This is a genomic window from Maribellus luteus, from assembly GCF_003576475.1.
Lineage (GTDB): Bacteria > Bacteroidota > Bacteroidia > Bacteroidales > Prolixibacteraceae > Draconibacterium > Draconibacterium luteum.
In genome coordinates this window covers 216,941-242,594 of record NZ_QWGR01000004.1, presented here as the reverse complement: position 1 = coordinate 242,594, position 25,654 = coordinate 216,941, and the positions used below count along the sequence as shown (strand labels likewise).

General features: G+C 44.0%; 22 protein-coding genes and 1 riboswitch. Of the genes, 12 read left to right on the top strand and 10 right to left on the bottom strand.

Annotation, left to right across the window (positions count from 1 at the left end; genetic code table 11):
- Window positions 1–6: 6 nt before the first annotated feature.
- From D1614_RS09225 to D1614_RS09205, 4 genes are all read left to right on the top strand, one after another.
- Window positions 7–1,011 (top strand): hypothetical protein, encoded by a 1,005-nt coding sequence (locus tag D1614_RS09225; protein WP_147384137.1) that lies wholly within the window; start codon window positions 7–9, stop codon window positions 1,009–1,011.
- 328 nt (window positions 1,012–1,339) lie between these two features.
- Window positions 1,340–1,436, top strand: a riboswitch (SAM-I-IV-variant riboswitch).
- A 56-nt stretch (window positions 1,437–1,492) separates the two neighbouring features.
- The gene (locus D1614_RS09215) at window positions 1,493–2,242 is read left to right on the top strand and encodes an N-formylglutamate amidohydrolase (protein ID WP_119437623.1); all 750 of its coding nucleotides are present in this window, start codon (window positions 1,493–1,495) and stop codon (window positions 2,240–2,242) included.
- Window positions 2,243–2,375: 133 nt separating this feature from the next.
- Complete coding sequence (locus tag D1614_RS09210; protein WP_147384135.1) at window positions 2,376–2,675, top strand: hypothetical protein; 300 nt, start codon at window positions 2,376–2,378, stop codon at window positions 2,673–2,675.
- A gap of 310 nt (window positions 2,676–2,985) precedes the next feature.
- Window positions 2,986–4,668 (top strand): hypothetical protein, encoded by a 1,683-nt coding sequence (locus D1614_RS09205; protein ID WP_119437621.1) that lies wholly within the window; start codon window positions 2,986–2,988, stop codon window positions 4,666–4,668.
- 33 nt (window positions 4,669–4,701) lie between these two features.
- Here the strand turns inward: D1614_RS09205 and D1614_RS09200 are convergent, their stop codons facing one another.
- The 5 genes from D1614_RS09200 to D1614_RS09180 all read right to left on the bottom strand — a co-directional run bounded on the left by D1614_RS09200 (window position 4,702) and on the right by D1614_RS09180 (window position 10,528).
- Window positions 4,702–5,370, bottom strand: coding sequence for a hypothetical protein (locus D1614_RS09200; RefSeq protein ID WP_119437620.1), 669 nt, complete (start codon window positions 5,368–5,370; stop codon window positions 4,702–4,704).
- On the bottom strand, window positions 5,363–6,052 hold the full coding sequence (locus tag D1614_RS09195) for a hypothetical protein (protein ID WP_119437619.1): 690 nt from the start codon (window positions 6,050–6,052) through the stop codon (window positions 5,363–5,365). Before D1614_RS09195 ends, D1614_RS09200 begins: the two co-directional genes overlap by 8 nt.
- A gap of 6 nt (window positions 6,053–6,058) precedes the next feature.
- Window positions 6,059–8,575, bottom strand: a complete 2,517-nt coding sequence (locus D1614_RS09190; protein WP_119437618.1) for an ATP-binding protein — start codon at window positions 8,573–8,575, stop codon at window positions 6,059–6,061.
- On the bottom strand, window positions 8,576–9,790 hold the full coding sequence (locus tag D1614_RS09185) for a DNA cytosine methyltransferase (protein ID WP_119437617.1): 1,215 nt from the start codon (window positions 9,788–9,790) through the stop codon (window positions 8,576–8,578). It lies immediately after the preceding gene.
- Between the two features lie 69 nt (window positions 9,791–9,859).
- Window positions 9,860–10,528, bottom strand: coding sequence for an HhH-GPD family protein (locus D1614_RS09180; protein ID WP_119437616.1), 669 nt, complete (start codon window positions 10,526–10,528; stop codon window positions 9,860–9,862).
- A 286-nt stretch (window positions 10,529–10,814) separates the two neighbouring features.
- Here D1614_RS09180 and D1614_RS09175 point away from each other — a divergent pair, with 286 nt between their 5' ends.
- On the top strand, window positions 10,815–11,147 hold the full coding sequence (locus D1614_RS09175) for a GYD domain-containing protein (protein WP_119437615.1): 333 nt from the start codon (window positions 10,815–10,817) through the stop codon (window positions 11,145–11,147).
- A gap of 318 nt (window positions 11,148–11,465) precedes the next feature.
- A complete protein-coding gene (locus D1614_RS09170; protein WP_206609964.1) occupies window positions 11,466–12,773 on the top strand; it encodes a cytochrome-c peroxidase in 1,308 nt (435 codons plus the stop codon).
- A gap of 781 nt (window positions 12,774–13,554) precedes the next feature.
- Here D1614_RS09170 and D1614_RS09165 read toward each other — a convergent pair.
- Entirely contained in the window at window positions 13,555–14,295 is a 741-nt protein-coding gene (locus tag D1614_RS09165) for a hypothetical protein (protein WP_119437613.1), read from the bottom strand.
- 1,333 nt (window positions 14,296–15,628) lie between these two features.
- Here D1614_RS09165 and D1614_RS09160 point away from each other — a divergent pair.
- Both D1614_RS09160 and D1614_RS09150 read left to right on the top strand, forming a co-directional pair.
- Window positions 15,629–17,806, top strand: a complete 2,178-nt coding sequence (locus D1614_RS09160; RefSeq protein ID WP_119437612.1) for a prolyl oligopeptidase family serine peptidase — start codon at window positions 15,629–15,631, stop codon at window positions 17,804–17,806.
- 376 nt (window positions 17,807–18,182) lie between these two features.
- Window positions 18,183–18,914, top strand: a complete 732-nt coding sequence (locus D1614_RS09150) for a hypothetical protein (protein WP_147384133.1) — start codon at window positions 18,183–18,185, stop codon at window positions 18,912–18,914.
- Between the two features lie 490 nt (window positions 18,915–19,404).
- Here the strand turns inward: D1614_RS09150 and D1614_RS09145 are convergent, their stop codons facing one another.
- On the bottom strand, window positions 19,405–19,614 hold the full coding sequence (locus tag D1614_RS09145; RefSeq protein WP_119437609.1) for a hypothetical protein: 210 nt from the start codon (window positions 19,612–19,614) through the stop codon (window positions 19,405–19,407).
- Between the two features lie 346 nt (window positions 19,615–19,960).
- A complete protein-coding gene (locus D1614_RS09140) occupies window positions 19,961–20,731 on the bottom strand; it encodes a hypothetical protein (RefSeq protein WP_119437608.1) in 771 nt (256 codons plus the stop codon).
- A gap of 489 nt (window positions 20,732–21,220) precedes the next feature.
- On the opposite strand from D1614_RS09140, the gene D1614_RS09135 reads away from it, so the two are divergent.
- Window positions 21,221–21,661, top strand: a complete 441-nt coding sequence (locus D1614_RS09135; protein WP_119437607.1) for a cold-shock protein — start codon at window positions 21,221–21,223, stop codon at window positions 21,659–21,661.
- 127 nt (window positions 21,662–21,788) lie between these two features.
- Here D1614_RS09135 and D1614_RS09130 read toward each other — a convergent pair whose 3' ends face one another.
- Window positions 21,789–22,496: a hypothetical protein gene (locus D1614_RS09130; RefSeq protein ID WP_119437606.1), complete on the bottom strand. Its 708-nt coding sequence runs from the start codon at window positions 22,494–22,496 to the stop codon at window positions 21,789–21,791.
- On the bottom strand, window positions 22,493–23,074 hold the full coding sequence (locus D1614_RS09125; protein WP_119437605.1) for a DUF2085 domain-containing protein: 582 nt from the start codon (window positions 23,072–23,074) through the stop codon (window positions 22,493–22,495). The genes D1614_RS09130 and D1614_RS09125 overlap by 4 nt, the downstream gene beginning before the upstream one ends.
- 263 nt (window positions 23,075–23,337) lie before the next feature.
- On the opposite strand from D1614_RS09125, the gene D1614_RS09120 reads away from it, so the two are divergent.
- From D1614_RS09120 to D1614_RS09110, 3 genes are all read left to right on the top strand, one after another.
- On the top strand, window positions 23,338–23,811 hold the full coding sequence (locus D1614_RS09120) for a hypothetical protein (protein WP_147384131.1): 474 nt from the start codon (window positions 23,338–23,340) through the stop codon (window positions 23,809–23,811).
- Window positions 23,812–23,861: 50 nt separating this feature from the next.
- On the top strand, window positions 23,862–24,374 hold the full coding sequence (locus tag D1614_RS09115) for an OsmC family protein (RefSeq protein ID WP_119437603.1): 513 nt from the start codon (window positions 23,862–23,864) through the stop codon (window positions 24,372–24,374).
- A 103-nt stretch (window positions 24,375–24,477) separates the two neighbouring features.
- On the top strand, window positions 24,478–25,587 hold the full coding sequence (locus tag D1614_RS09110; RefSeq protein ID WP_119437602.1) for an acyltransferase family protein: 1,110 nt from the start codon (window positions 24,478–24,480) through the stop codon (window positions 25,585–25,587).
- Window positions 25,588–25,654 lie beyond the last annotated feature (67 nt).

Genomic DNA, 25,654 nt, shown 5'->3' with positions numbered 1-25,654 from the left:
CGTGCTATGTGGGGATCAAAAGCAGCGGACCACAAAAATCTTATTCCCGGCAGAAAACTCCACGGTCCGCTGCCATTTACTAAACGAGTAATTGTCTTTGCGAGGAGGAACGACGAAGCAATCTCTATTTTATCCTGCTGTCTCGTCTTTACGAAGGATCTGTCAGTTGACGGAGACCAAAGCAACCTTCTTCAAAATCATAAGTTATTATCATCTGTTTCAGATCGCTTCCCCCGAGACCTCGGGATCGCAATGACGCGCGCTATGTGGGGGGCAAAAGCAGCGGACCACGAAAATCTTATTCCCGGCAGAAAACTCCACGGTCCGCTGCCAGACTTCTATAAAATCTTGGTCTTTGCGAGGAGGAACGACGAAGCAATCCCTGTTATTTCTTTTGGATGGCTTCACCCCCTCCTTCAATCCCTCTGTCCTTCAATCCTTCAATTCCTCCGCATTAAGTATCCGGGAATTCAGATTGCTTCTCCCGATACCTCGGGAGAAGCAATGACGCGCGCTATGTGGGGGGCAAAAGCAGCGGACCACGAAAATCTTATTCCCGGCAGAAAACTCCACGGTCCGCTGCCAGACTTCTATAAAATCTTGGTCTTTGCGAGGAGGAACGACGAAGCAATCCCTGTTATTTCTTTTGGATGGCTTCACCCCCTCCTTCAATCCCTCTGTCCTTCAATCCTTCAATTCCTCCGCATTAAGTATCCGGGAATTCAGATTGCTTCTCCCGATACCTCGGGAGAAGCAATGACGCGTACTATGTGGGGGGCAAAAGCAGCGGACCACGAAAATCTTATTCCCGGCAGAAAACTCCACGGTCCGCTGCCAGACTTCTATAATATCTTGGTCATTGCCAGGAGGAACGACGAAGCAATCTCTGTTATTCCTGTTGGATGGCTGCACCCCCTCCGTCAATCCCTCTGTCCTTCAGTCCTTCAATCCCTCAGCATTAGGTATCCGGGAATTCAGATTGCTTCTCCCGATACCTCGGGATCGCAATGACGCGTACTATGTGGGGGGCAAAAGCAGCGGACCACAAAAATCTTATTCCCGGCAGGAAACTGCACGGTCCGCTGCCATTTATTAAACGAGTAATTGTCATTGCGAGGAGGCACGACGAAGCAATCTCTGTTATTTCTTTTGGATGGCTGCACCCCCTCCGTCAATCCCTCCGTCCTTCAATCCTTCAATCCCTCCGCATCACGTATCCGGCAAGGAAGATCGCTTCAGCACCCCTGCCAACTGAGACTGAATACTGAGACTGTAAACTGCGACTGCCAACTGCGACTATCTCCCCTCTTGTCTTTTTCAAATTAATTAAACATCTTTACTCCAGCATCATGAGCCCGGAGTAATCCGGCGCCAACCGAGCAGGAAAAGCCACGGTGGTTTAGCATGCGGACAGTCTGTCAAAAAAATTTCAATTCAGACCTTTTTCCGGCCATTCATGATGCACAAGGTTTAACCATAAAATTTGTGCACAATGCAACAACTTATTCTTCACCTTCCCCATGCGTCTACGCATATTCCCGATTTTACAGGCTATGTGGTAAACACTGAAACGCTTGATGCCGAGCTGCTCCGGCTTACCGACTGGCACACCGACGAACTGTTTGGCAACGACCACGATCACCTCGTTCGGGCGCCTTTTTCGCGGGTGTTTTGCGATGTGGAACGTTTTTCCGACGACCGCCACGAACCCATGGCCGCCCGGGGTATGGGAGTGTTGTACCAGGGCCTCGACAACGGCGGCCGGCTGCGGGAAGTAAGCCCCGCTTTCCGGCAACAGGTACTCGACAGGTATTACTTTCCGCACCACGCAAGGCTTACCCGCGCCGTGCAAACCGAACTAGAGCAACATTCCCGCTGCCTGATTGTGGATGCGCACTCCTTCCCCGATGTTCCGCTGCAACGCGATCCGGACCAAAGCCTCCCGCGCCCCGATTTTAACATTGGTACCGATTGGTTTCATACACCGCCGGAATTGGCCGGGTGTGCCGCGGCATTTTTCCGCGAACGGGGCTATTCGGTCGAAATCGACCGGCCCTACAGCGGCTCCATGGTGCCCCTGGCCTTTTACCGCACGGCGCCGCAGGTGCACTCGCTGATGCTCGAAGTAAACCGCCGGCTCTACCTTTGCCCCGGAAGCAGCCAAAAAAGCAAGGGCTTTTCCGAAATCCGGACGCTGGTACAGCGGTTTCTCGATATGCTGCGAAAAGAACTTTCTTTATGAGCCGCATTAAGGGCAAAAACACCAAGCCCGAAGCTGGTGCCTGTCACAATACGGAACAAAAATCAAATCCGGCGGATTTGCATATCCATTGAAAACACAATCAGCCACCAAACCACAAATCCGGCGGATTTGAATGTCTGTAGAAAACAGATTGTGCCGAGGAAATACGACTCCAGCCGGAGTCGAATACCTCATCCCTCAACAAATATTCTATAAACATTTGATGCCGCTGGCATCAGGGATGCGTGTTTCATTTTTTATTTTTAGCTTGAATGAATGCTTTTCAATGGGTGCGCACGATAAAGCAAGCCCTGCCCGAATGCTTCAGTCAGGCGGGCGTTTGTATAACATGAGCCGCATGAAGGGCAAAGCACAAAACCCAAAGCTGGTGCCTGTCGCAATGCAGAACAAAAATCAAATCCGACGAATTTGAATATCCATTGAAAACACAATCGGCTACCACACCCCAAATCCGGAGGATTTGAATGTCTATAGAAAACACAACGGTGGAAACAATACGACTCCGGCCGGAGTCGAATATCTCATTCCTCAACGAATATTCTATAGACATTTGATGCCGCTAGCATCAGGGGCACGTGTTTCATTTTTTATCTTTAGCTTGAATGAATCTTTTGGGATGGATGTGCACGATAAAGCAACCCCTGCCCGAATGCTTCAGTCAGGCGGGCGTTTGTATAACATGAGCCGCATGAAGGGCAAAAATACAAAACTAATAATAGACTATGAATAAGTTAATCCAACAACTCAACTATTTAGTTCAACAACAGCAGTTGGAACTTAAAAAATCAAATCGATTTAGTGATAATCGAATAGCAGCAACAGAAATTGTAAGATGTCTTGACCATTCATCTGTTAGTAGTTTCTTAAAACAGATAAATAAGGTCAGCACAGAGGAAGATATAGAAAGAGAAAGATTATTTGGAACAGGATTTTATGAAGCCTTAAAACTATTTCTGGATAGTTCTATTAAAGAATCTGGATTCCCATTATTTGCAGCAAATCAACAAACCATTAATTGGATAAATCAAGTACTAATTAACTCCGGTTACTTAGGATATACTAAACGATTAATCAAACTTACAGAACAAGGGCTCTTCAAAGTATCAAAACTCGGGAATGAATACCTTTTTATTAATCAAACAGAAAACCCTGGAAGAGAAGCATTGGGAGTAGAAGATTTTTTGTGGTGGCAGGGACATGTCAAATCACAAGAATCTGACAAACACAGAATGTTAGAGTTAGAACCTATTATCGAAAAACAATTGTTCGAAGAGGTTGAGGTTTGGAAAGATTATTTTATAAAATATGGATGTACTCAAGAATTAGATGAATTTTATGAATTATCGGGAAAGGACTATCGAATCAGGTATCATAGCAATGATGCATTCCCAATTGATTCCAAATTTGGAGATTTAAATTTTGGAGAGATAATCTCAATAATGGAGGCATTAATTGGATATTCAATTAAGCATAAAGACCATTGCTTAGCTTTACTTAAGAAGACAAATTACAAAATAAATCCATGGAACATTCATACTTTACCTTATCGACTCGATGATTTAGCAAATTCGGTTTCAATTCACAAGAAACTCAATTTTAATTCAGTTTATAATTTCTTGGAAAACATCACTTTGAATGACGAAAATATTGAAATTCTGGGCAGAGATGCAGGTGTTTCAACCCCTCCTACAATTCGAATTAGCAAAGAACTTGTATTGCGATCAGCTGCTGGAACATTAATTAATCCTTTTTCATACTTAGTAAGAGCTTTAAAGCTAAACTATGAAAGAGATTATTCCATAGCAGTGAATAAAAGAGAGGATGTTTATAAAAAAGAATTATATCAGCTTTTTCCTGCTGTCAATATATTCAAAACGTCTTCAAACATCAATCTAAAACAGGCAGGGAAGCTTGTAACAGATATTGATGCAATGCTTTTTGATAAAGAAACACGAACTCTCATTTTAGTGCAGTTAAAATGGTACGATGATTTCGGACCATCTATGCAGGCACGAAATAGTATGGCTCATAACTTTATGACGCAAGCAGTGAAATGGATTGAAAAGGTTTCTGAATGGATTGAAAATAACGATCCTAAAGTTTTGTTGAACCGTTTAGATAAGAATCCTAAAATAGAGAATCAAGAAATTTCAAATATTCACCTATGGATACTTGGTCGAAATTTTTCTCATTTTTCAGATAAGGAAGAAGATAAAAGAGCAGTTTGGTGCAGTTGGTATAGGTTATTTCGTGTAATACATGAAAATCCTCATTTAAATAATAATCTTAACTTGTTGTCTGATTTTTTACGTAAAAATTCCTTGCAACACCAATCACTGCCAAATACCGGTAAACAAACATTTCAATTAGGTAGATATAAGATTAGTTCTTTAATTCTTGAATAGAAGAAACATGTTTGGCTTGAATTATTCTGTACATTAATTCGAAAAATAACTAACATCATTAGCTAGCTCGGACAACATCATTCCAAACGGCAAGTGACCTTTATTTGGATTTTCCTTATAAAAGTTTATCAATTTTCTATTTATTCTTAGTCTCATGCGATCAATTAGCTGTGACGAAGAAAAATTCCCTTTTAAATAATCATCCAGAGAATATTTCATAACATCCACAAGAATTTTTCTATAAGCTAATATATCTTCAGAAGTAACCTTTTCTTCAAATGACTCCGGTTCAGGATATTCTGTTTCGATATCATCAGTTATCATATTCGGAAATCCTATTGCTGATTTTAAATTACATTGTTTGAAGTATTTTTGAAGATACTGATCAGATCTACAAGACAACAAGACTACATTTTTGCCTTCAAAGACTTGCAGCTGTTCATCTGATATATATTGAGGGTATTCAAAATCGCGTGTGATTGCTCCACTCAAACATGTACTTGTGCCATGACCAAAAAACAAATACAAAGTATCGGTGGGCATTTGCCGCATCTGTTTAAAAATATAATTATGATCTTCCCTTGTATGGAGTCTACTAACATGAATTCGTTCCTCATATTTTTCTGAGAGGTAAGTGTGAATCTCTTCCAAGAAGTCGGTAGAATTGTCTTTCGGATGAATAATATGCAAAAGTTTACTCATTGTTCAAATTCACAAGATCGGCGACGGCGAGTTGGATTAATTTTCTTTTGAATTTGTGAGATTGAGAATCATTATTAACTAATTGATCCGCTATTTCACCTAATGTCATTCCTTCGTAAATCTCTAACGATGGATTAAATGACAAATCTGAGTGCGAAAGTAGTTCATCAACAATATAATCATCACCATTATCGCCATTTTTACCAATTAAATTTATAATGCATTCTTCAATCTTGTCTCTTATAACAAAGTCAAGAATATTCAAAGTAATTAGCGCCTTAAAATCTCTCCAAGACCGGTCAAAATCACCATCTTTTTTATATATTTCAAGATAACCCTGAACAATTTCATCCAATTCTGCAGAATATAAAATCTTTGCTGCTTTTCTTGTATTGCTGATTCCGTTTAATTGTCGAATAATTGCGACCCCATCAATTTCTTCATCATTTAGCTTAAAATCAGAGGCTACCATATGAAAACGCCTATTCCCATATAGTCTATCTAATTTATCACGAACTAACTGCAAGCTTATTTTCCCATTTTCATCAATTACATCATTTCCATCTGGCAGCCCGACATGAAGGGGATAGCATTTAATTGGAATACTTTTTTTTACTGCTAAATCATTAATGTCTGATATAGATTCCGTGAGGTCTTCGTTATCTATTAATAGTAAATTCATAGTGTGTTATTTGTATGATTTTGAAATAACGATTTCAAAAGAGGCTCCCTTTAAGAATTTATTGTTTCCAAGGAATCTAATCTTGCCTTGCATTTTCGCTAACGTCCTTCTAACATAATTTAATCCAATTCCAGAACCATCCGTGGTAGTGATACCTAATTCAAAAATAACCTCGCTATTTTTTTCGAATTTGTGTAATAGGCCATCACCATCATCTGTAAATATCATTATTAAGTTTGAGTCCTTATCTTCTTCTAAAATAATTTTTACCGATTTGGCATGGGCTTTATCGGAATTTGAAATTAAATCATCGATGATTAGCGAAATATCAAGTATGCTGATTCGTTTCCAGAATGATTCAACATTCGACTCTAACACGAAATTAATTTCATTATCATCATATATTACATTGTAGAGATCCAGATATTGTTCCAAGAATTTTACAATATTCACATCTTGATAGTCCTGGTTAGCTTTGAAATTTGCCCTGGTAATTAAATTGGAAATTTTCAATGCTTTTTCCGAATTGTAAATAATAGTACTCAACAATTTTAAGGCCTGGTTTTTTTTTACATTATCCTGAACAAATGCATCATAAAGACTTTGAGCATTCTGTTTCGATCTCTTACTTGTCTGCTTAACATTATGAATTAAACCTTTTGCGTCTTCACTCATGTTTCTTTTGGTGCTTAGCAAATAGGTGTTCTTATCTCGTTCTAATTCTAGTTCTTCTTGAATCCTCTTTTGTTCTTCTTCTGCCGTTCTCCTTTGTTCTTCTTCCTCCTTTAATTTACTTTCAAGCTCTGCCTTTTGTTTTGACAGAAATTCTATTTTAGCTTCAAGATCGCCTTTTAGCGTTTTAGTGGTCTCACCTCCACCAACTTTATTATTAAAATCTTCTAATTCTTTATTTGAGGATTCTAACCTTTCAATAAAATCACTAAGTTCTTCTGGAGAAAGATGACTTTGATTTATTTGATTTGTAATAGTCTCAAGTTCTTTATCGATTTTCTGTTTTTGTTCATTAATTAAATTTGAAACAAAATCTTGATTTATCTTCAATCGGATCAAATCATCTTTTCTAGTATCTATTATGTTGTGAACGACGGAGTAAACTCTTTTATTTCTAGATAATGAATCTTCAACATATTTCTCTTTAGACTCATCCCATCTTGGATTTAAAACTTCTTTTTCAAGCTTAGAATAATTTCTCTCCGCAACACTATCCCATTTTATTCCTTCAACAACAAATCTCTCTAATCTCCTAAAAATTCTGTAATAGAATCCATAAGGATCTGTACTCTTTGCTAGTTGAGAAAATATTTCATTGTTTACAATCCCTGCTCTGCTAGAAATAATTTTAAATACGTCATTCTCTTCATCGAGTGCAATATCATCATTATCCTTTACCTCAATTCGACCAATAACTTCCCTCGTTCCCAGAAATCTAGTTCTTCCTTGGCCTTTACGACTTTCCATGCCAAGCCAGTCGTCACCAAAATCACCGTAAGGAGGTATTCTAAATCCATTTATAAAAAGTGAAATAGAACCAAAATCGACCGACCTAATGCCTGTTTGTTTTCTAAAATAAGCCTTAGAATAAGGATTAAGATAATATATATGTGTTTTTACATTTTTTAGTAAGTAAAAAGGATTCTTCTCAATTAATGTAAATATTGAATTTCCCCTATCTTTTAAAATCGAAATGATGAATTTTCCATCTCTTGTAATTTTTGCTTGTATGCTTGTTACCTTAAAATCCAATTTTTCAAATATTTGGTTTTTTACAAGCCCATTTATTTTTTCATTTTCCCCTTTCTTTTTTTCTTGCTCTTTGAATTCGGAAGCGATAATGTTAATGTCGAACTTGGAAGACTTAAATGATTGATTTGGATTAATTAATTTTTCAAGCTGTCGTTTCAAATCAAGTATCTTATCATAACTCCAAATTTCCCTTAGAGAAGAAATCATTAAAACTGTTCCTGACTGAAAAGAACCAATATTTGTTTCTGATTGAAACTCTATCGAACTAATTTCGAATAAATCAAATTCAACATCTTGAATATTAAAATTGATATCATCTTTCTTTTCAAACAATTCCCAATCGATGGATAACCGAATAAAATTCTCACTATTCTCTTGCTTTGTATAAATTGTCAGAAATTTACCTAACCGATCACAAGAAAATCGACCAACACCTTTATTCCCTGCAAGCGTTCTTCCGTATTCCTCCTTTTTTTCTTTTTTCTCCGAGTAGGCAATATTTAACCATTTGTTCTCAATATCAAAGTTTGACATGCCTTTACCTTGATCAGAGATAATGATTTTTGAATTATTCTTCCTTTTATATGATTTGACATCAATTTTTGGAATAACACTTTCAAAAATGACATCCACTTTTTTCGAGCCTGCATCAAACGAATTCTTTACAAGTTCTAGGACCGCAATATTGTCATCAGTAATTAAATCCTTCCCGATGATACTTTTTAACTCAACATTTGTTCTGAAATGTACTTTTGCCATTTATAAAAGCTGTTTTAACACTTCACCGCTTTGTTCTCCAAACAATGGCGGAATAGCATTACCAATTTGTGAATAACGAGGAACTTCTTGCGTACGAAGTTTCCCTCCCGTTGTATATTTCCCCCGGAATTTATACCAATCAGGGAATGATTGAATCCGTGCGTATTCTCTTACAGTTAAAATTCGAGGTTCACTATAATGAATGTAATCGTCGGGCAAAGTTGTTATGGTTGGGCTTTTATCTTCACCATCCAATGGAATAATTGTGTGCTTTTTTATTTTGTGTTTTTCTCGTGTTGCATTACCTAAATTTTTATTCTTCCTGTCTGATAAGATAAACTCTTGAAATTTTGCAACTGTTTTTTCTTTATGGTTAGCAAAACGATGACTGTCTGGAATTTCTTCAATTACATTGGCTCGCATTAGTTCTTGGTATTTACTCCCTGTGATTGAATAAATACCAGCATTAAAATTAGAAGAATCAGGAGAAGGAACTTCGCCATTTGTTTTTAATAAATCAGATATCGCATCTTTTAAATTCGTGTTTACAGAAAGGTTTTTATCTTTCAAAAATTCAAATCGATTTTTCCCGAGTAAATTAAAGAACTCTTTTGCTTTTTGTTTATTAGCTCCTTGAACACTTTTGTGGATCCCTACCAATATAAATCGTGTTCTTTTTTGTGGAATACCATAATCTCCAAAATTGATAAGCTGACCTTTTACATAGTAGCCTTTCCTCTTCAATGCTTCCTCAACATAACTTGCATACTTTTTGCCTTTATCTTTATTCTTTTTAAACTCTTGGGTGAATCCCTTTACATTCTCAAAGAATAATAGTTTAGGTTGAACCAGACCGATAAATTTTATATATGATTTTACCAAGTTATTGCGAGAATCACTTTCCTTTCTTCTTCCTGCGGTTGAAAATCCTTGGCACGGAGGGCCGCCGGCAACTAATTCAACTTTTCCTCTAAGAGCCTCTAAATTCTTTTTGTAATTCTTAATCAGTTCATTAATCTCATGACTTTGCTGTGGCAACCAATCAGGCCAATCAAAATGATTTTTGTTTTTGATAAGGTTATATTCGAGCGTCTTAAAGGCATCAGAGTTTTTTTCAATTGCAAATAACCCTTTCCATCCGGCATTGTGCAGCCCAAGCGATAGTCCTCCGCAACCAGCAAAAAGGTCGATATAGATCGGTGTCTTTTCTTTCATGTGGGGCAAAATAAAGCAAAAACCGGGTATCGTAACAAAAATCCGGGTTTTAAACAAAAATAAGATTTTTTAATTTCCAGATTTTGCTGATGAGTAATACTTACAATTATTTTTCAAACAACAGATTGTGCATAAGGGTGATCTTTGTTTACAATTTAATGCACTGAAATCCAAGATAGCCCAATTGATTTCTTTTGACTTTGGATGCTGTACTACTTTTTTTGAAAGACCTTGGAGGTAAGGATCGTATCGGATATCAGCAAGTTTTCTTGGGCCAAAATATCGTTCAAGAGCACGTGCCATATTTACATCAAGAAGTGGAGATGGTTTGTTTAATATGAATAACTCATAGGCATTTGTTATGTACTGACCCATCATTGGTATTTCCTCAACAACATCTCGGGTCTGGGGAAATCTTCCGTTGCGCTTTTTCATTTCTTGGGCCAATTTAAAAAGCCTACTTCCTCTCTGATTATATAATCCAAGTGGTTTCAAGAAATCTTGAAGTTCAGCTTCTGTCGCATTCCCAAGTTGTTTCCAAGAGGCATACTTTTTAACAAACGTTGGGAAAAATTTTGAGACTGTTTCAGCTTTTGTGCGCTGTAAAAGCACCTCGGAAATAATTTTTACATAATTACTTGCAGATGGATTTCTCCATGGAAAATGTCGACCATTTTCTTGGTACCATTCAAGAATCTTCTCCTGAAAATATTGAATCTTTTCTTCTTCAATTTCCATATGGATAAAGGTAATTAATAAGTCTCTCGAAATAGCAAATTACTCCTCTACCCCTCGTTTGCAACGAGGGGTAAAAAGCAAGTCGATTGTATCGACACAGAAAAACAGCCTTATACTATTCATACAAAAGCTTGAAGTTTCTTATCGTTAAAAACGATAAACCCGAAACCCCTCGTTACAAACGAGGGGTAGAAGAGTTTTGCCCCAATCCGCTTTGCAACCATTTCCACCCCACGACGTAGGCTGTAGTTACATAACAGACTGTAGTGTCTTAAATCGAAATACGATGGCAAAGTACCTGGTTTGCGGAAAATACATTGGCGAAGGAGTACAGGGCTTGCTTAGCGAAGGAGGTTCGGGCAGGCGTTCGGTGATTCATGAACTGGCGGGCTCGCTGGGAGGAAGCGTGGAAAATGTTTATTACGCCTTTGGCGAATACGATATTTACGGCATTTTCGATATGCCCGACAACAGCAGCATGGCGGCCTTTTCGTTGCAGGCATCGGCGAGCGGACTGGTAAGCGTTACCTGCATCCCGCTGATGCTCCCCGAAGACATCGACGAAGCGGCTAAAAAAACCGGGAGATACCGTGCACCCGGTGTCGACTGGCTGCCCTGAACAGGGGAAGGGAATCCCGCTTGTCTCTTTGCCGGTGAGCGTCATCAGACTCGTGCGCGAAGCCGGCAGAAATCAGACCTGGTCTGAGAATCGTTAAGCCGGACAAATATTTACAGTGCCCGGGAAGGCACATTGTTGTACAGCAGACTTAGTCGGCTGTTTATGATTTAGCACATAAATCGGAATACCTGCGCCGGGTGCGTTCGAATAAAAAAGGTCCAATACTTCAAGTGAAACTACTGATTTTTAAGTACCTTAATAAATACACACGCCCTTTTAGGTTGTAACAAAATCAGCTTACACCTAAATTTTAGCGTTATGCAACGATCAAAAAGTTTACTTCAGATGGGAGTTGTCGTCTTGCTGACGACACTGATCATTTCCTGCCAAAAGGAAATGTTGAACGACGAAACGGGAGTTCCGGAACTCAAGATGGCCCAAACCGATGGGCTGACTGATTTGCAGTTACTGGGTAAAAACATCTATTTCGACAAGATCTCTTCCCCCGAAAACATGGCCTGTGCCGGGTGTCACGATCCGGGGCTAGGTTTTACAGGTCCCAATCCCGGGATCAATTTAAAAGGCTCGGTTTACCGGGGAGCGGTGCCGCACCGCTTTGGTAACCGTAAACCACCGAGTGCTGCTTATGCTGCCTTCAGCCCGGTGTTGCACATCGACGAGGAAGGTATTTTCGAGGGCGGCAATTTCTGGGACGGTCGCGCCACAGGCGAACATTTCCTGCTCAATCCCGACGCTGTGATGCTGGAAGGAATGGGTTTGCCTTCGGCCGAGCAGGCGCTGGGTCCCTTTCTTAATCCGGTGGAACAGAATGCACCATCAAAAGAGGACGTTCTGATGCAGATCGCAGCGTCGAAATATGCATGGCTGTGGGAGGAAGTCTGGGGCGAACCTCCAGGCTGGGCCAGCGGCGCTGAAACAGACCGAAACTACGACAGGGTTGGAGTTGCCATTGCCGCCTATGAAGGCTCAACGGAAGTGAATCCTTTCACATCGAAGTTTGATGCTTACATGCGGGGCGAAGCGGAGCTTACTGAACAGGAAGCCAGAGGACTGATGCTTTTCGAAGCAGAGGACAAAGGAAACTGCACAGCCTGTCACCCAAGCCGTGCCGAAGAACACGAAGGCCACCACATGCTTCCTCTCTTCACCGATTTTACCTTCGATAATCTGGGCGTTCCGAAGAATCCCGACAACCCGTTCTACTCCATGGATAAGGTTTATCTGGACGACGGAACCCCCATTAATCCGATGGGCAAAGATTGGGTAGACCTGGGTTTGGGAGGATTTCTGCAAAGTCATCCGAATCCGGAGTGGATGGCAATGGCCGGTGAGAACATGGGAAAACAAAAGGTACCAACCTTGAGAAATGTCGGAAAAATGAAAGGAAACGGATTTATCAAGGCTTACACCCATAACGGGTACTTTAAATCGCTGAAAGAGCTGGTACACTTCTACAATACCCGGGATGTGGAGCCCTGGCCGGCACCTGAAGTTGCACAAAATGTAAACACAAACGAACTTGGGAATCTGGGGCTTACCGGCGAGGAAGAAGATGCCATCGTTGCCTTTCTGTTGACATTGAGTGACGGTTATACCGGAAACTAGAAGAACCGCCTGTGGCACTTTCCATCCGGTTAAGAGCCCTACCTGCATCCCGCTGGCTGAGCCGGATGGTATGTTGCCAACCATTCCTGCACGGTGACCCCCGTGGCACGCCGGCGGCAGTTATTTCTCTCGAAACCCCATTGGTGCGCGTCTTCAGACTCGTGTATGAAGCCGGCAGAAATCAGACCTGGTCTGAGGAGGCAGCGTACTTTCTTTATCAACAACGAGCGGTGAGATCGATTGCGGGTGGCAGGCTCCCCAACCACCTCGACCTTTTGCTCCTTTGCCGCAAAAGCCCACTCCTCCTAAACAGGAGGAGAAAGGTTCGTGTTCCAGGTTAAAATCAGCCCTATAGAATTACGCCTTTCACAGATTTTCCCCTCCTGCCAGCAGGGGTACGGCTATAGCCGGGGGGGAGTGGTTGAATGGCCACTCCTTCAACTCAAGGATCGAAATGCTAACCAGATTGCTTCTCCCGAGGGCTCGTGATCACTTTTTTTTATCTTTTGACGACTTGCGTCGGGTGCGTTTCGCTTGTCCGGATCAGTGATTTAGTGGCCCTGTGAGGTATTTTGTTGCCCTGTTGCACTTTGAGCGCTCCCTGTAGGTTTTTTAGTCGCCCTGTAGGATTTTTTACCGTCCTGTTACGTTTTTTTTGTTCCCTGTTCACTTTTTACCCGCCCTGTTTAACAGGGAGGCCTCAAAGTGCTACAGGGAGGGGTACAAACCAACAGGGCGCCCTGCAAGGTAACAGGACGCCCCAAAACACAACAGGAAGCTTCTAATCAGTTACTTCTACATCGTCGGCTTTCTTGCGGTTTTGTTTTCGCCAGTATTCGCTGGAATAACCTTTCAGCCGGTTTTTGTTGTTCCGGAACACATATTTCCCGGCTTCGCGAATCTCGTCAACCAGCGACTTCATGTGCGTATAGGCCTTGTCGCGAATAAGCTTCGATTCGTTGGGATCGGCTTTGTCGCCGTTGGCTTCAGCCAGCAGATCGGCCAGTTCGTCGGCACGGGTAGCTGCCACATCAAGCTGATCGAGGTCGAAACCGATGGCCGTAAGCGGATCGGTATTTTCGCGCCCCAGCACAGCGATGTCGTTCAGGTCCTGGATCATATCGGCATGTCCGTTCCCTTCGGTAATAGCGCTTACCCGGCTTAACAGGGCTTCGTCTTTCCGGTAGGCAAAACGCATCGAAGCCAACAGGTCGTCGCGGAAAGCATAGGCTTCGGGAACCTGTTCGGCCCACTGTTTCTGGGCTTCCTGCTGCGAGCGGTAATCTTTGTTCCAGATCGACTGTGCTTCGCGGCAGGCACCGGCGCGCACGGGCAGTGCGTTGATCATGTCGGCCGTAATTCCAACCACTTCCAATGCTGCTGCATCGTCTAAACTCCAGTGGTGAAGGTTTTCGGCTTCCTGTAAAGCGACATCCACCGGAAGAGTGGGTTCAGTGGTTTCCTCATCGGGAATCGCCTGAATGTTGGCTAAAAGATCATTGTAATCATCAATGTTTGCCATTTTTGTTACATTTAAAAAGTTAATAATTTAAGATTATTGACCGGCCACTTGCAAGCTTTTCCGGGCAGACAGGCCCGTCTGAAAAGACAGGCCGGGCAGGTGGCCTTTTTCGTATCCACGCCACCGGTTTGGGGAGGCGGGTGCATGTACCACGGGGTACATGTGAGGATTAAGAAGGAATTCAAAAGTCTTACAGAATAAACGAATGCTTGTCGGTTATATCTGTGTGCCGGCTTTAACTTGTTTGCAAATTATAAAAAACACAGCTGACTGTCAATATGTTGTGGAGCAGAAGAAGTGGGGTAGATTGCTTCCCCGTCCGTCAGTTGACGGACGAATCGCAATGGCGGTACACATGTTAGTCATCATGCCGCGGACTATACAAAACCATCCCCTGGCAGTAAACACAAAAGTCCGCGGCGGGTTATCATCCAAATGAATGTCATGGCGATCCCGGGCACGGGAGAAGCCATCCCGAGCATGCTTCCTCCTTCCGTCAGCAGACGGTTCGTCGTCGCAATGACCCGCAATGTGTGTCAGACAGGCAGCGGACGTAATGAAACAATGTATGAAAGTGTATGTTGGTGTCCGCTGCCCGGTGTAACAAACGTTAATCGTCATGGCGATCCCGGCGTATCGGGAGAAGCCATCCCAAGGTTGCTTCCTCCTTCCGTCAACAGACGGATCGTCGTCGCAATGACCCGCAATGTGTGTCAGACAGGCAGCGGACGTAATGAAACAATGTATGAAAATGTATGCCAGTGTCCGCTGCCCGGTGTAACAAACGTTAATCGTCATGGCGATCCCGGCGTATCGGGAGAAGCCATCCCAAGGTTGCTTCCTCCTTCCGTCAACAGACGGATCGTCGTCGCAATGACCCCGCAATGTGTGTCAGACAGGCAGCGGACATGGTGAAACAATGTATGAAAATGTATGCCGGTGTCCGCTGCCCGGTGTAACAAACGTTAATCGTCATGGCGATCCCGGGGTATCGGGAGAAGCCATCCCGGGATTGCTGCCTCCTTCCGTCAGTGGACGGACAAATAGCAATGACGGTGCACATGTTAGTCATCATGCCGCGGACTATACAAAACCATCCCCTGACAATAAACACAAAAGTCCGCGGCGGGTTATCATCCAAATGAATGTCATGGCGATCCCGGGCACGGGAGAAGCCATCCAGCCGGGGGTGGTCACCCTCCCGCTTCCTCTCCTTTTTCACCCAAACCCAAACCCACTGGTTTCCAATACACTAATCAAAGCGCTCACTTGTCTTTTACCTGCGATTTACGTAAATTGAATATCCGCACTAAAAAGAACTAAAAACAAACAGATGAAAACTCGAATTCTACTTTTGACAGCGATCTCCGCTTTTTTTCTGCAATGTACCCAACACCAGACCGTGGAAAAACCACCGCTGGCGCCTGAAAAACCGGTCACGGATACCTATTTTGGAACCACGCTTACCGACGACTACCAGTACCTCGAAAACACCGAAGATACCACCGTCATGGCGTGGCTAAAAGCACAAGGCGACTATGCCAAAACCGTGCTCGGAAGCATCGATGCCCGGCAGGAGCTGCTGGATAAAATGTACGATTTCGACAGCCGCCGCACGGTGCGGGTCACCAACCTGAGCATCACCGACAACGACCGCTATTTCTACCTGAAAACCACCCCCGACGACGATACCGGGAAACTCTTCTATCGCGAAGGACTGGGCGGTTCGGAAACACTGCTTTTCGACCCTGAAACCTTTGGCAACGACTCCACCATAAAGTATGTGATCAACAACATTCTTCCGACTTTCGACGGCGAATACCTGGCCTTTGGCGTAACGCCCAACGGAAAGGAGCTGGCTACCCTGATGGTGATGAAAGTGGACGAGCGCCAATTACTTCCCGATCGCGTTGAGCAGGTGCTGGGAATTACCTCGTGGCTCCCAGGGAAAAACAGCTTCCTCTATATCCGCACGGGCTCCGACAATGTCAGGGATTTTAGCTTTTATACCCAGGCCAAAACCTGTTTGCACCAAATCAACACCGATGCTTCCACCGACACCGATTTCTTCTCCAAAGAACAATACCCCGGACTGGGGCTGGGACAAATGGATATTCCGGTGGCGGCTTACGACCGCGATTGCGACAAGGTGTATGCCCTGGCAGCCAATGTCGACAACCGGGCACAGGTGTTTTATGCTCCGGGCGATCAACTGGGCAACGATCAGATCGAATGGAAGTTGCTGTTTGGCCGCGAAGACGAGATCTACAACTGGGCCACCAATCAGAAAGACCTCTTTTTGTATTCTCCCAAAGATGCTCCCAACTTCCAGCTGCTAAGGGTATCGCTCGATCAGCCTGAGATCAGCAAAGCCGAGACCTTTATTCCGGAAGACCCGGGACAAAAGCTGTCGGGCTTTACCCTCACCAAAGACGGGGTTTACTACACCAGGAAGCTAAACGGGGTACAGGAAAAACTGTACTTCAAACCCTACGACGGGGAAAGCCGCGAACTGACACTTCCCTTTGTTGCCGGAACCGTTATGGTCCGCAGCAAAGGAGTTGAGTTTAGCGAAGTGTGGGTGACCCTGGCAGGTTGGACCAGCAACAGCCAGCGTTTCAGATACGATTTGGCGAACGATGCCTTTGTGCTGGAGAACCTGTCGGTTATTCCCGAATTTCCCGAGTACAAAGACCTGGTGGTGGAAGAAGTGATGGTAAAATCGCACGACGGGGTGGAAGTACCCTTGTCGATCATCTACAAAAACGGCTTAAAAAAGGACGGCAGCAAACGCCTGCTGCTCTTTGGCTATGGTTCGTATGGCATTTCGATGGATCCGGGGTTTGGCCCCAATACCTTGCTGTGGTGCCTCGAAGACGGCATTTTTGCGATTGCCCACGTTCGCGGCGGAGGCGAGCTGGGTGAACAATGGCACAAAGCCGGGTTTAAAACCACCAAACCCAATACCTGGAAAGACTTTATTGCCTGTGCCGAATACATGGTGGACCAACAGTACACCACTCCCGAAAAAATTGCCATTTACGGCGGAAGTGCCGGTGGTATCCTCATCGGACGGGCGATGACCGAACGCCCCGACCTGTTTGCCGCAGCCATTCCGTCGGTGGGCGTTATGAACGCGGTTCGCACTGAACTCGAACCCGGGGGCCCCGCCAATATACCGGAATTTGGGACGGTAAAAGATTCGGTGGAGTTTCTGGCTTTGCTGGAAATGGATGCTTACCACCACCTGAAAGAGGGCGTGAAATACCCACCTGCGCTGATCACTGCCGGAATGAACGACCCGCGTGTAGCGGTTTGGAATCCCGGAAAATTTGCCGCCCGTTTGCAGGCCATCAACCAGGACAACAACCCGGTGATCTTCCGGGTGGATTACGAAGCCGGGCATGGCATCGACAATACCAAAAGCAGGGATTTCGAAGAACTTGCCGACATCCTGAGTTTTGCGCTTTGGAACACCGGCAGCGAGAAATACAAGCCAAAAGCCTATTAACATACGGGTTCTGAACAGGAACCACAATACTGCCTAAAAGCAAGGGAAAGAAGATCGGTAACATATGCCGGCTTTCTTTCCCCCGCTTGGGTGAAATGTCAGCATAAGATTCTAGCGTGGCCGACAAAGGGGGTGAAGAGGTATTACACTTCAACTTTCCCTTCCTCGCAGGAGGGGTGGCCCCAAGGATTCGCTGACGGGGTGGTCCTGCTTCGCCTGCCTTTTTCATTAACGTGGGATAACCGGGCAGTTAAAGAAATAACTACATCTATTGGGTTGAAATTGCTTTTCTGTTTTCAACCAAATTCTATTTGTTTCTTCATTTCTTTTGACTGATTTCTTTAGTAATTTTATATAAACCAATACATCAACCATCATGAAAGCCATATTATCAATCCTTGTTTTTAGCCTGATCTCCATGGGTATCCGGGGGCAGGAAAAGAAAAATACGATCAAAATTCTGCCCATGAGTCTTCCGTTAAACAGTGCTGTTGTTGAGTACGAACGTATGCTAAATGAAAAGAACGCACTCGAATTTGGAATTGGCTTTCCAATCAAAAGTACATTTGTCGATAAGTTTGGGATGACCTGGAGTGAGGATGAAAACATTTCCAATGATGAATTGGGTATTTTTTCTCTTCGTGCCGCTTATCGTCACTACACCGGGGCAAGTATGCTTCCAAAAGGTTTTTACATTGCCCCTTACATCAAATACCAGGGAATTTCGGCTTCGGCTGATAACATCAGAGAAATTGTGGATGATCCGGGCAATTCGAGTTACAACGAAAACTATGATGCAAAGATTCATACCATTGGTGCAGGATGTCAGTTGGGGTACCAGTTTCTGATTTCAAAAACGGTAACACTCGACCTGTTCTTTTTTGGTCTTGAAGCCGGCCTTGGAAAGGTGGATACCCATATTTATGTATCTGACCCGGAGCAGGTGGACGATATTTATAATGATGTCAAAGATGTTGTTGACGATCTGCCCTCTATGTGGGGAAATAAAATCGATGTGTCGTCTGACAGCCATAATGTGTACATAAAAGGAAAAAATTTATTTTACCCCATGTACCGGGGAGGTATTAGCCTGGGGATAGCTTTTTGATTTTTAGCCTTTTCAAAATCTGTAAGATCCAAAGTGTTTCAATAAAAACCTGCATCAAAAAATCTATGAAAGGGTATTTTTTCCCTCCTAAAAATCCAATCATCCAATTCTTTCCCCCGTTTGGGGGAAATGTCAGCGTAAGGCTTTAGCGTGGCCGACAAAGGGGGTCGACGGGTGGTCAGATTGTTTCACCGTCAGCCGACGGTTCGCAATGACGGTACGCATCTTAGTCATCATGCCGCGGACTATACAAAACCATACCCTGGCAGTAAAAACAAAAGCCCGCAGCGGGTTATCATCCAATAAAATGTCATGGCGATCCCGGACATGGGAGAAACCATCCCGAGCATGCTTCCTCCTTCCGTCAACAGACGGATCGCAATGACCCGCAATGTGTGCCAAGCACGCAGCGGACGCAATGAAACAAGATCAGAAAATGTATGGCGGTGTCCGCTGCCGAATGTAGCAACAGTAGATCGTCCTGGTGTATTCAGAGTTTCCCCCACCAGCGTCCGGCTTTGCGGAAAAGCTTTTTGGTGGCTTCTTCCACTGTTTCGTCGGCTTTGCGGTAAGTGTCGCTTTTGTGTATTTTGTCGGCTGCCTCGTCGATGAATGCTTCCGCTTTATCAATCCACGATTCATTTTTCTGTGGAAGATCTTCTTTCTTTTTTTCGCTTTTGTTCCCGTTATCCGCTTCCATTTGTGCTGATGTTATTGGTTGTGCTTTGCTCAAAGATACTCAATAGCCGGTGTTTTGGTTCTTTGCTTCCTTCAATTTGGCGTATGATAGCTTCAAGCCTCAGGCGACAAGCTGCTAGCGATTACAATTGGTGCGTTTACAGAGGATTGAAATGTTGTCACCAACAGGTTTTCAGGTTTAAAGGCACGATGTCCTGAAAGGACTTTTAATACATCAGCAAGAATTGATTATTGGATATTGAACATTTCAATCCTTCAATCTCATCAATCCTTCAATCCCTAAATACTGAGACGGCTAACCTCCATCGCGGCAATACGGCATAACGGCAACACCGCAGTACTTTTACTTAGTTTTCACTAAACCTGGACCAGCCCGGAAGGAACCAGCCTTTTTTGCTTTCCATATCGCGGACATGCGGAATCATGTTTTGCCACAGCTTCATAAAATCCTCCTTGTATTTCTTCTGCAACTCGTCTTCCAAGGCACGCAATGTGGCTTCACTCTCCGACGATACTTCCAGAATCCAGCAGGGAGTGTGCTCTCCAAACACCACTTCGTATATGTCCCACGGATAATCTTCATCAATGCTTTTGTAGAAATCAATGTACTTCTGACAGGCTTCAGCGGCTTCTTTTTCATGACCTGATTTCAGGTACATAAACATCCATTCATAAAATTTGTCGGGGTCGGCACCTTCTACCCTTTCCGTTTTGCGAAACGACAGATCTTTGTTCCAGCGCACCACAAACTGGCTGATGTTGGACAGGTCGCGAAATTTGGCAGCCGAATCGTAGCCCTTCTCTTTTAGTTGCTCCGTAAGTTTCATGTGCCGGGCATAAAATTCATCGATCGATCCGAAATTCCGGAGCGGCACCGCCCAGTAGAACGAGTTGTGATCGGTACGGTAGGTCCAGAACTTCATGTCGAAATTAAGCTCGTCGAACAGCTTGATGGCTTCTGATTGTACGTTCCAGAACTGCGGCATATCGGAAGGAGCAACAAACTCTTCCATCACCAGTATCAGGCCGGGATCTTCCGACTCCTGCGCGTAAGTTGGGTTTACACCCAGCGATGCCACAATCAGGCATACTGCAATTAACAAAGTAAACTTTTTCATCTGTTAAATTTTTTAGTTTTTAAAGGTCCGTCAACCGACGGTTGATTACCACTATGGCTTATGAGTTCCATGCTTCTACTCATTCATAATGGTAATCAGAGAGAAACACAATGGACTACGTAATTGGAACTCATTTGGTTATGTTTTGGGGAGTACTGCCTTGTTGCCGTAAAATGGCAATCGTCGGAATAATTTATTACCTTTGAAAGCCAGGCAACCTGGTATTTTGTTGAGTGATACTCCGCAGTGTTTTGTCCGCCTTTTGTTGGCGGATATTCTGAACGCTAAAATTGTCTTCAAAAATCTTTTTCTTGTTTAGACAAAGCGCCTGAAACCCGGGAGTATACCAAATAGCAGTACACCGGTCATGCTGCGCAACAGGAGCGCACCTGCCTGACCGGCATCAAAAAAAGCATACCGTGAAATACGTGTCGTGCACCTACAGCAAAATACCTTGAGAGAGAAAAAGAATACATAAAATACAAGTGAATGGCTAGATCAATTTCGTATAACAAAAGAGAATTAGAAAAGAAAAGAGAGCAAAAAAGAAAAGAGAAGCTGAAACGTAAGGAAGAGCGCAAAGCCAATGCCGGTGGTAGCTCTCTGGACGATATGATCGCGTATGTAGATGAAAACGGCGTGATTACGACTGAAATGCCAACCGACGAAAAAAAGGAAGAAATCAAAGCAGAAGACATTGCAGTGTCGACACCTAAGAAAGAAGAGGTAGAGGATGTTCCGCTGACCGGGCGTGTAGAGCATTTTAAAGCCGACAAAGGCTACGGTTTTATCAAAGACACTGCCAGTACCGAAAAATATTTCTTTCACATTTCGGAAGCCTATCCTGAAATCCGCGAGGGAGCCATGGTAACTTTCGAACTGATAAAAGGGACCCGGGGATGGAATGCCGGCAACATTCAGCCGGCCTAAAAACCGGCCCTAACCCCCGAACGTTATTTTCCCGTGAATTTCCCGGATGTACTTTACTTTCCTGAAACGGGCGCATCTTTTGCAGCCGGCGTTTCGGTTGACTGCATATCCTGCGTACCAACCTGTGCTACTTTTGCCGCTGCCCAAACGGGGAATCCAGCTTAAATCCAAAGTTAAAGAGGAAAGCACCCGAGTCGCCGTCCTGAAACGATTGCATGGTTCCGATAGATGCAGCAAATTTGGGTAGCCATTTCGCAGCATCCGGATCTTTCAGGGCATATTCAATTCCCAGCATAAAGGTATGGCGCGGGTCCTCAAAACTGTCGGAATCAGGGAAGAATCCATCGCTGATCAATCCGTACCGATACATAAAAGTTGGCGTAGCCCGGTTGTTTACCGGCACACTAAAGTACAGCGGCAAAGTGGTGATGTGCACCGACACATCTCCGTTGTATACATATCCCTTGAGCAGCCCTGAAGAAAAAGTAAGTTTTTTGTCCTGGTTACTGTGGTTGGAAATCTGGTATTTTACATCTCCCCAAATGGTATTGAAATAAGCATCATTGTCTTTTGTGAGGTCCAGGGTATGCTCCAGGCCAACATCCAGGTTTTCCCATACTCCCACCCGGGCATTCATGCCAATCAGCTGAACGGGAACGTCCTCCTCGGTATCATCGGTCCCACGCGACTGTAAATACCCGGCGCTCAATTCCACCTGTCCGGGCGCTTTGGTACGTGCTGTTTGCAGGGTGGTTGCAATACAACTAAAAAAGAACAGGCCGGCCCCCACGATAAAGGCCACATCCATCCGGTTTAAACGATACAAATTTTTCATAAAGTCTTGTTTTTTGGTTTGACCAACAGAGAATACACACGAAGAATGGCGGTTTGCAGCACAAACAACACATTGGTCACAACCGCCACTGCCAAAAAGAGTGTTACAACAATCCAGAGGTCGGATTGAAACAAGAGCAAGCCAAGTAACAGGCTTATGACTATCATCGAGAATAGTTGGTAAAATTGAGATCGCGACCGGCTGCCACGGCCAGCAAACTGATTCCGGTATGCAAAGGCCAGCAACGAAAGTGCTACACCGCCCGCCAGTCCGCTCAAAAACCGGCTGGCTGTTCCTGAATGAATAATCCCCAGTTGTGCCAGCATCCATTCTGAGAACAAAAACACCAAAGCCCCAACCACCAGCCATTTAAAAGCGCGTCCCGCTTTCAGGCTTTTCCGGTCCGAAATCAGAAATAGGATCAGTACGCTTGCAAAAAATCCGGCCTGCAGCCCTGTACAACGGGGACACAACATGAGCGTTTTCCCCTGGATATCCACCAAAATCGAACTATCCTGGTGACAGACATAGCTAAACAGGCTTCCGGAAAATGAATCGAGTGTTGTTAAGAGCTTCATATAAACGAGTTAAGTTCTTTTGCCTGATCTGGAGCTCAAGACGTGGAGTGTACGTGAATGCCCGGGATTTGGTTATACAAGTGTCCACAATCGCACAGCAAACCATCCATCCAACAAGTTCTTTTTTTAGCCCCCGCGGTAAACACCAAAAATTCATTGGCGTTTCTGTTCATGCTGCAAAATTGTAAAACAATGCATCAAAACTGCTAAGTCGCATGTACGCCGTCTTCCTAACTTGTTCTTCTAACTCTAAAAAATGAATCATGAAAAAAATTGCGTTTATTGTATGGGGGCTATCCCTTCTAATGATGGGATGTACCAAAGAAGACATGTACGAAAACGAAGCTGATGCTGTATTAAAATCGGCTGAAACCAAAACCTACCAGGCCAAATTCACCGACGACTCCTATTTTACTCCTCTTTTTTGCGAGGGCGAAATCGTGGATTATGTAAGTGGATACATCAGTGCGCACTGGCGGGTACATTACAAAAACGGTGTGCGCCAGTGGATCCTCATCAATTTTAGCGGTACCTTAACCAGTGCCAACGGAGAAGTGCTCACCATTCGCGAATCAGACAAAATATTGTTTGAAGAAGGGATGGATCCCACCTATTCGGTTCGTTGGAATATTATGGGAGAGGACGGCAGCCATTACATCGGTTCCGGCTATGTTGACTGGACCACCTGGGACGTAGTACCCGAAATGACGGTTTGTCCACCGGAAAACCAGAAATAATAAATTGCGTATGAGGAAAGGAGGCTAAGCCTCCTTTTATACATCATACTATGAAAACAGAAGATCTCAAAGCTCTGCAGGCACCGCTCAAGAAAAAGTACAGCGACGATCCGCAATCCGCCGTGATCACCTTGCATGCCTCCGGGAAACTGGGCGAAGGCATTTCGTGCAAAGTAGATACCGGGCGGGCACTTACCCAGGCAGGCCTGCATCCGGCATCCGGTGGCGACGGAACCATGCTTTGTTCGGGCGACCTGCTGCTCGAAGCACTGGTAGCCTGCGCCGGAGTTACGCTTAACGCGGTGGCCACTTCCATCGGAATCACCATCAAAGAAGGAAAAGTGCGAGCCGAGGGAGACCTTGATTTTAAAGGAACACTGGGCGTTTCGAAAGAAGTTCCGGTTGGCTTTCAAAACATTCGCTTGTATTTTGAACTCGATTGCGATGCCGGCGAAGAAACAAAACAAACATTGCTGAAACTCACCGAACGCTATTGTGTGGTGTTGCAAACCATTGTGGCTGCCACTCCGGTAAACGCCCATATTCACGCATTAAAAAAGTAGCGGGCAGAAACGCCGGAATCAATGAATCCAAACCGAGCCCGGGCTTTTGCAAAAAAATATTCACTTTTTTATACCTTTAAACCACTTAAAATCATAACCGCAAATGACCGGTAAGCGCCTTTACTACATCGATAACCTCCGTATTTTTCTGATTAGCCTGGTGGTTCTCCACCATTTTGCCATTACCTACGGAGCTCCCGGCGGGTGGTATTACAACGAAGCAGAAGCCGGACTTCCGGAGATCATTCCCCTGTCGATGTTTGTGGCTTCGAACCAGGCCTTTTTTATGGGGATGTTCTTTTTTATCTCTGCATTTTTCATGGTCCCGTCGCTCCAACGCAAAGGCACCGGGCGTTTTGTTTCCGACCGGCTGATCCGCCTGGGAGTTCCAACCGTACTTTTCTTTTTTATTCTGAATCCGCTGACCAATTTTATTGCCAACCACTATATCCGTAAGCAGGAGCCTGGTTTGCTCGAACATATTCTTTCGGGACGTGCCTTTGGTTTTGGCCCCATGTGGTTTGTGGAAGCATTGTTGATTTTCACCGCTGTTTATCTTATCATCAGAATGACTCCGCTAAAAATCCGCCTCCCTTTTCCCGGAACAAAAAAAATCATCGTCACAGCTCTTTTAACCGGAATCGCACAGTTTATCATCCGTATTTGGCTGCCCGTTGGCTGGAGCTGGAGTTTTACCAATTTTCAGTTTCCCTTCTTTGTACAGTACATTGTGCTGTTTGCGTTTGGAACCATCGCCTGGCAAAACAACTGGCTGGAACATTTTAACCGGAAAATGGGAATGCAGTGGTTCCTTTTTGCACAAGCCCTTATTTTCATTGGCTTTCCGGCGGTATTTATAGGCGGCAAAGCCATAAGTTCCGGACTTGATCCTTTTATGGGTGGCCTTACCTATCAATCCTTTTCGTATGCTTTGTGGGAACAATTGGTGGGTTTTTCGTTGATCATGGGTTTACTGGGAATTTTTAAAGACCGGCTGAATGCCCAAACAAAATTCGCCCGTCACTTGTCGGAAAGTGCTTACGGAGTATTTGTTTTTCATGCGCCTCTGATTGTGGCATTAAGTGCTGTTTTTCTGCCACTTTCCATTCCTCCGTACCTTAAATTTCTGGTTCTGGCACCTTTGGCTTTGCTGCTCACTTTTCTCACCGCCTGGTTGATCAAACAACTTCCGGTATTCAAAAAGATATTTTAAGCTACCGTCGTTTCAGGCCATTTAACAGGAGATAAAAGTTGGATCTTCGGGAAAATCTGCATCTTTA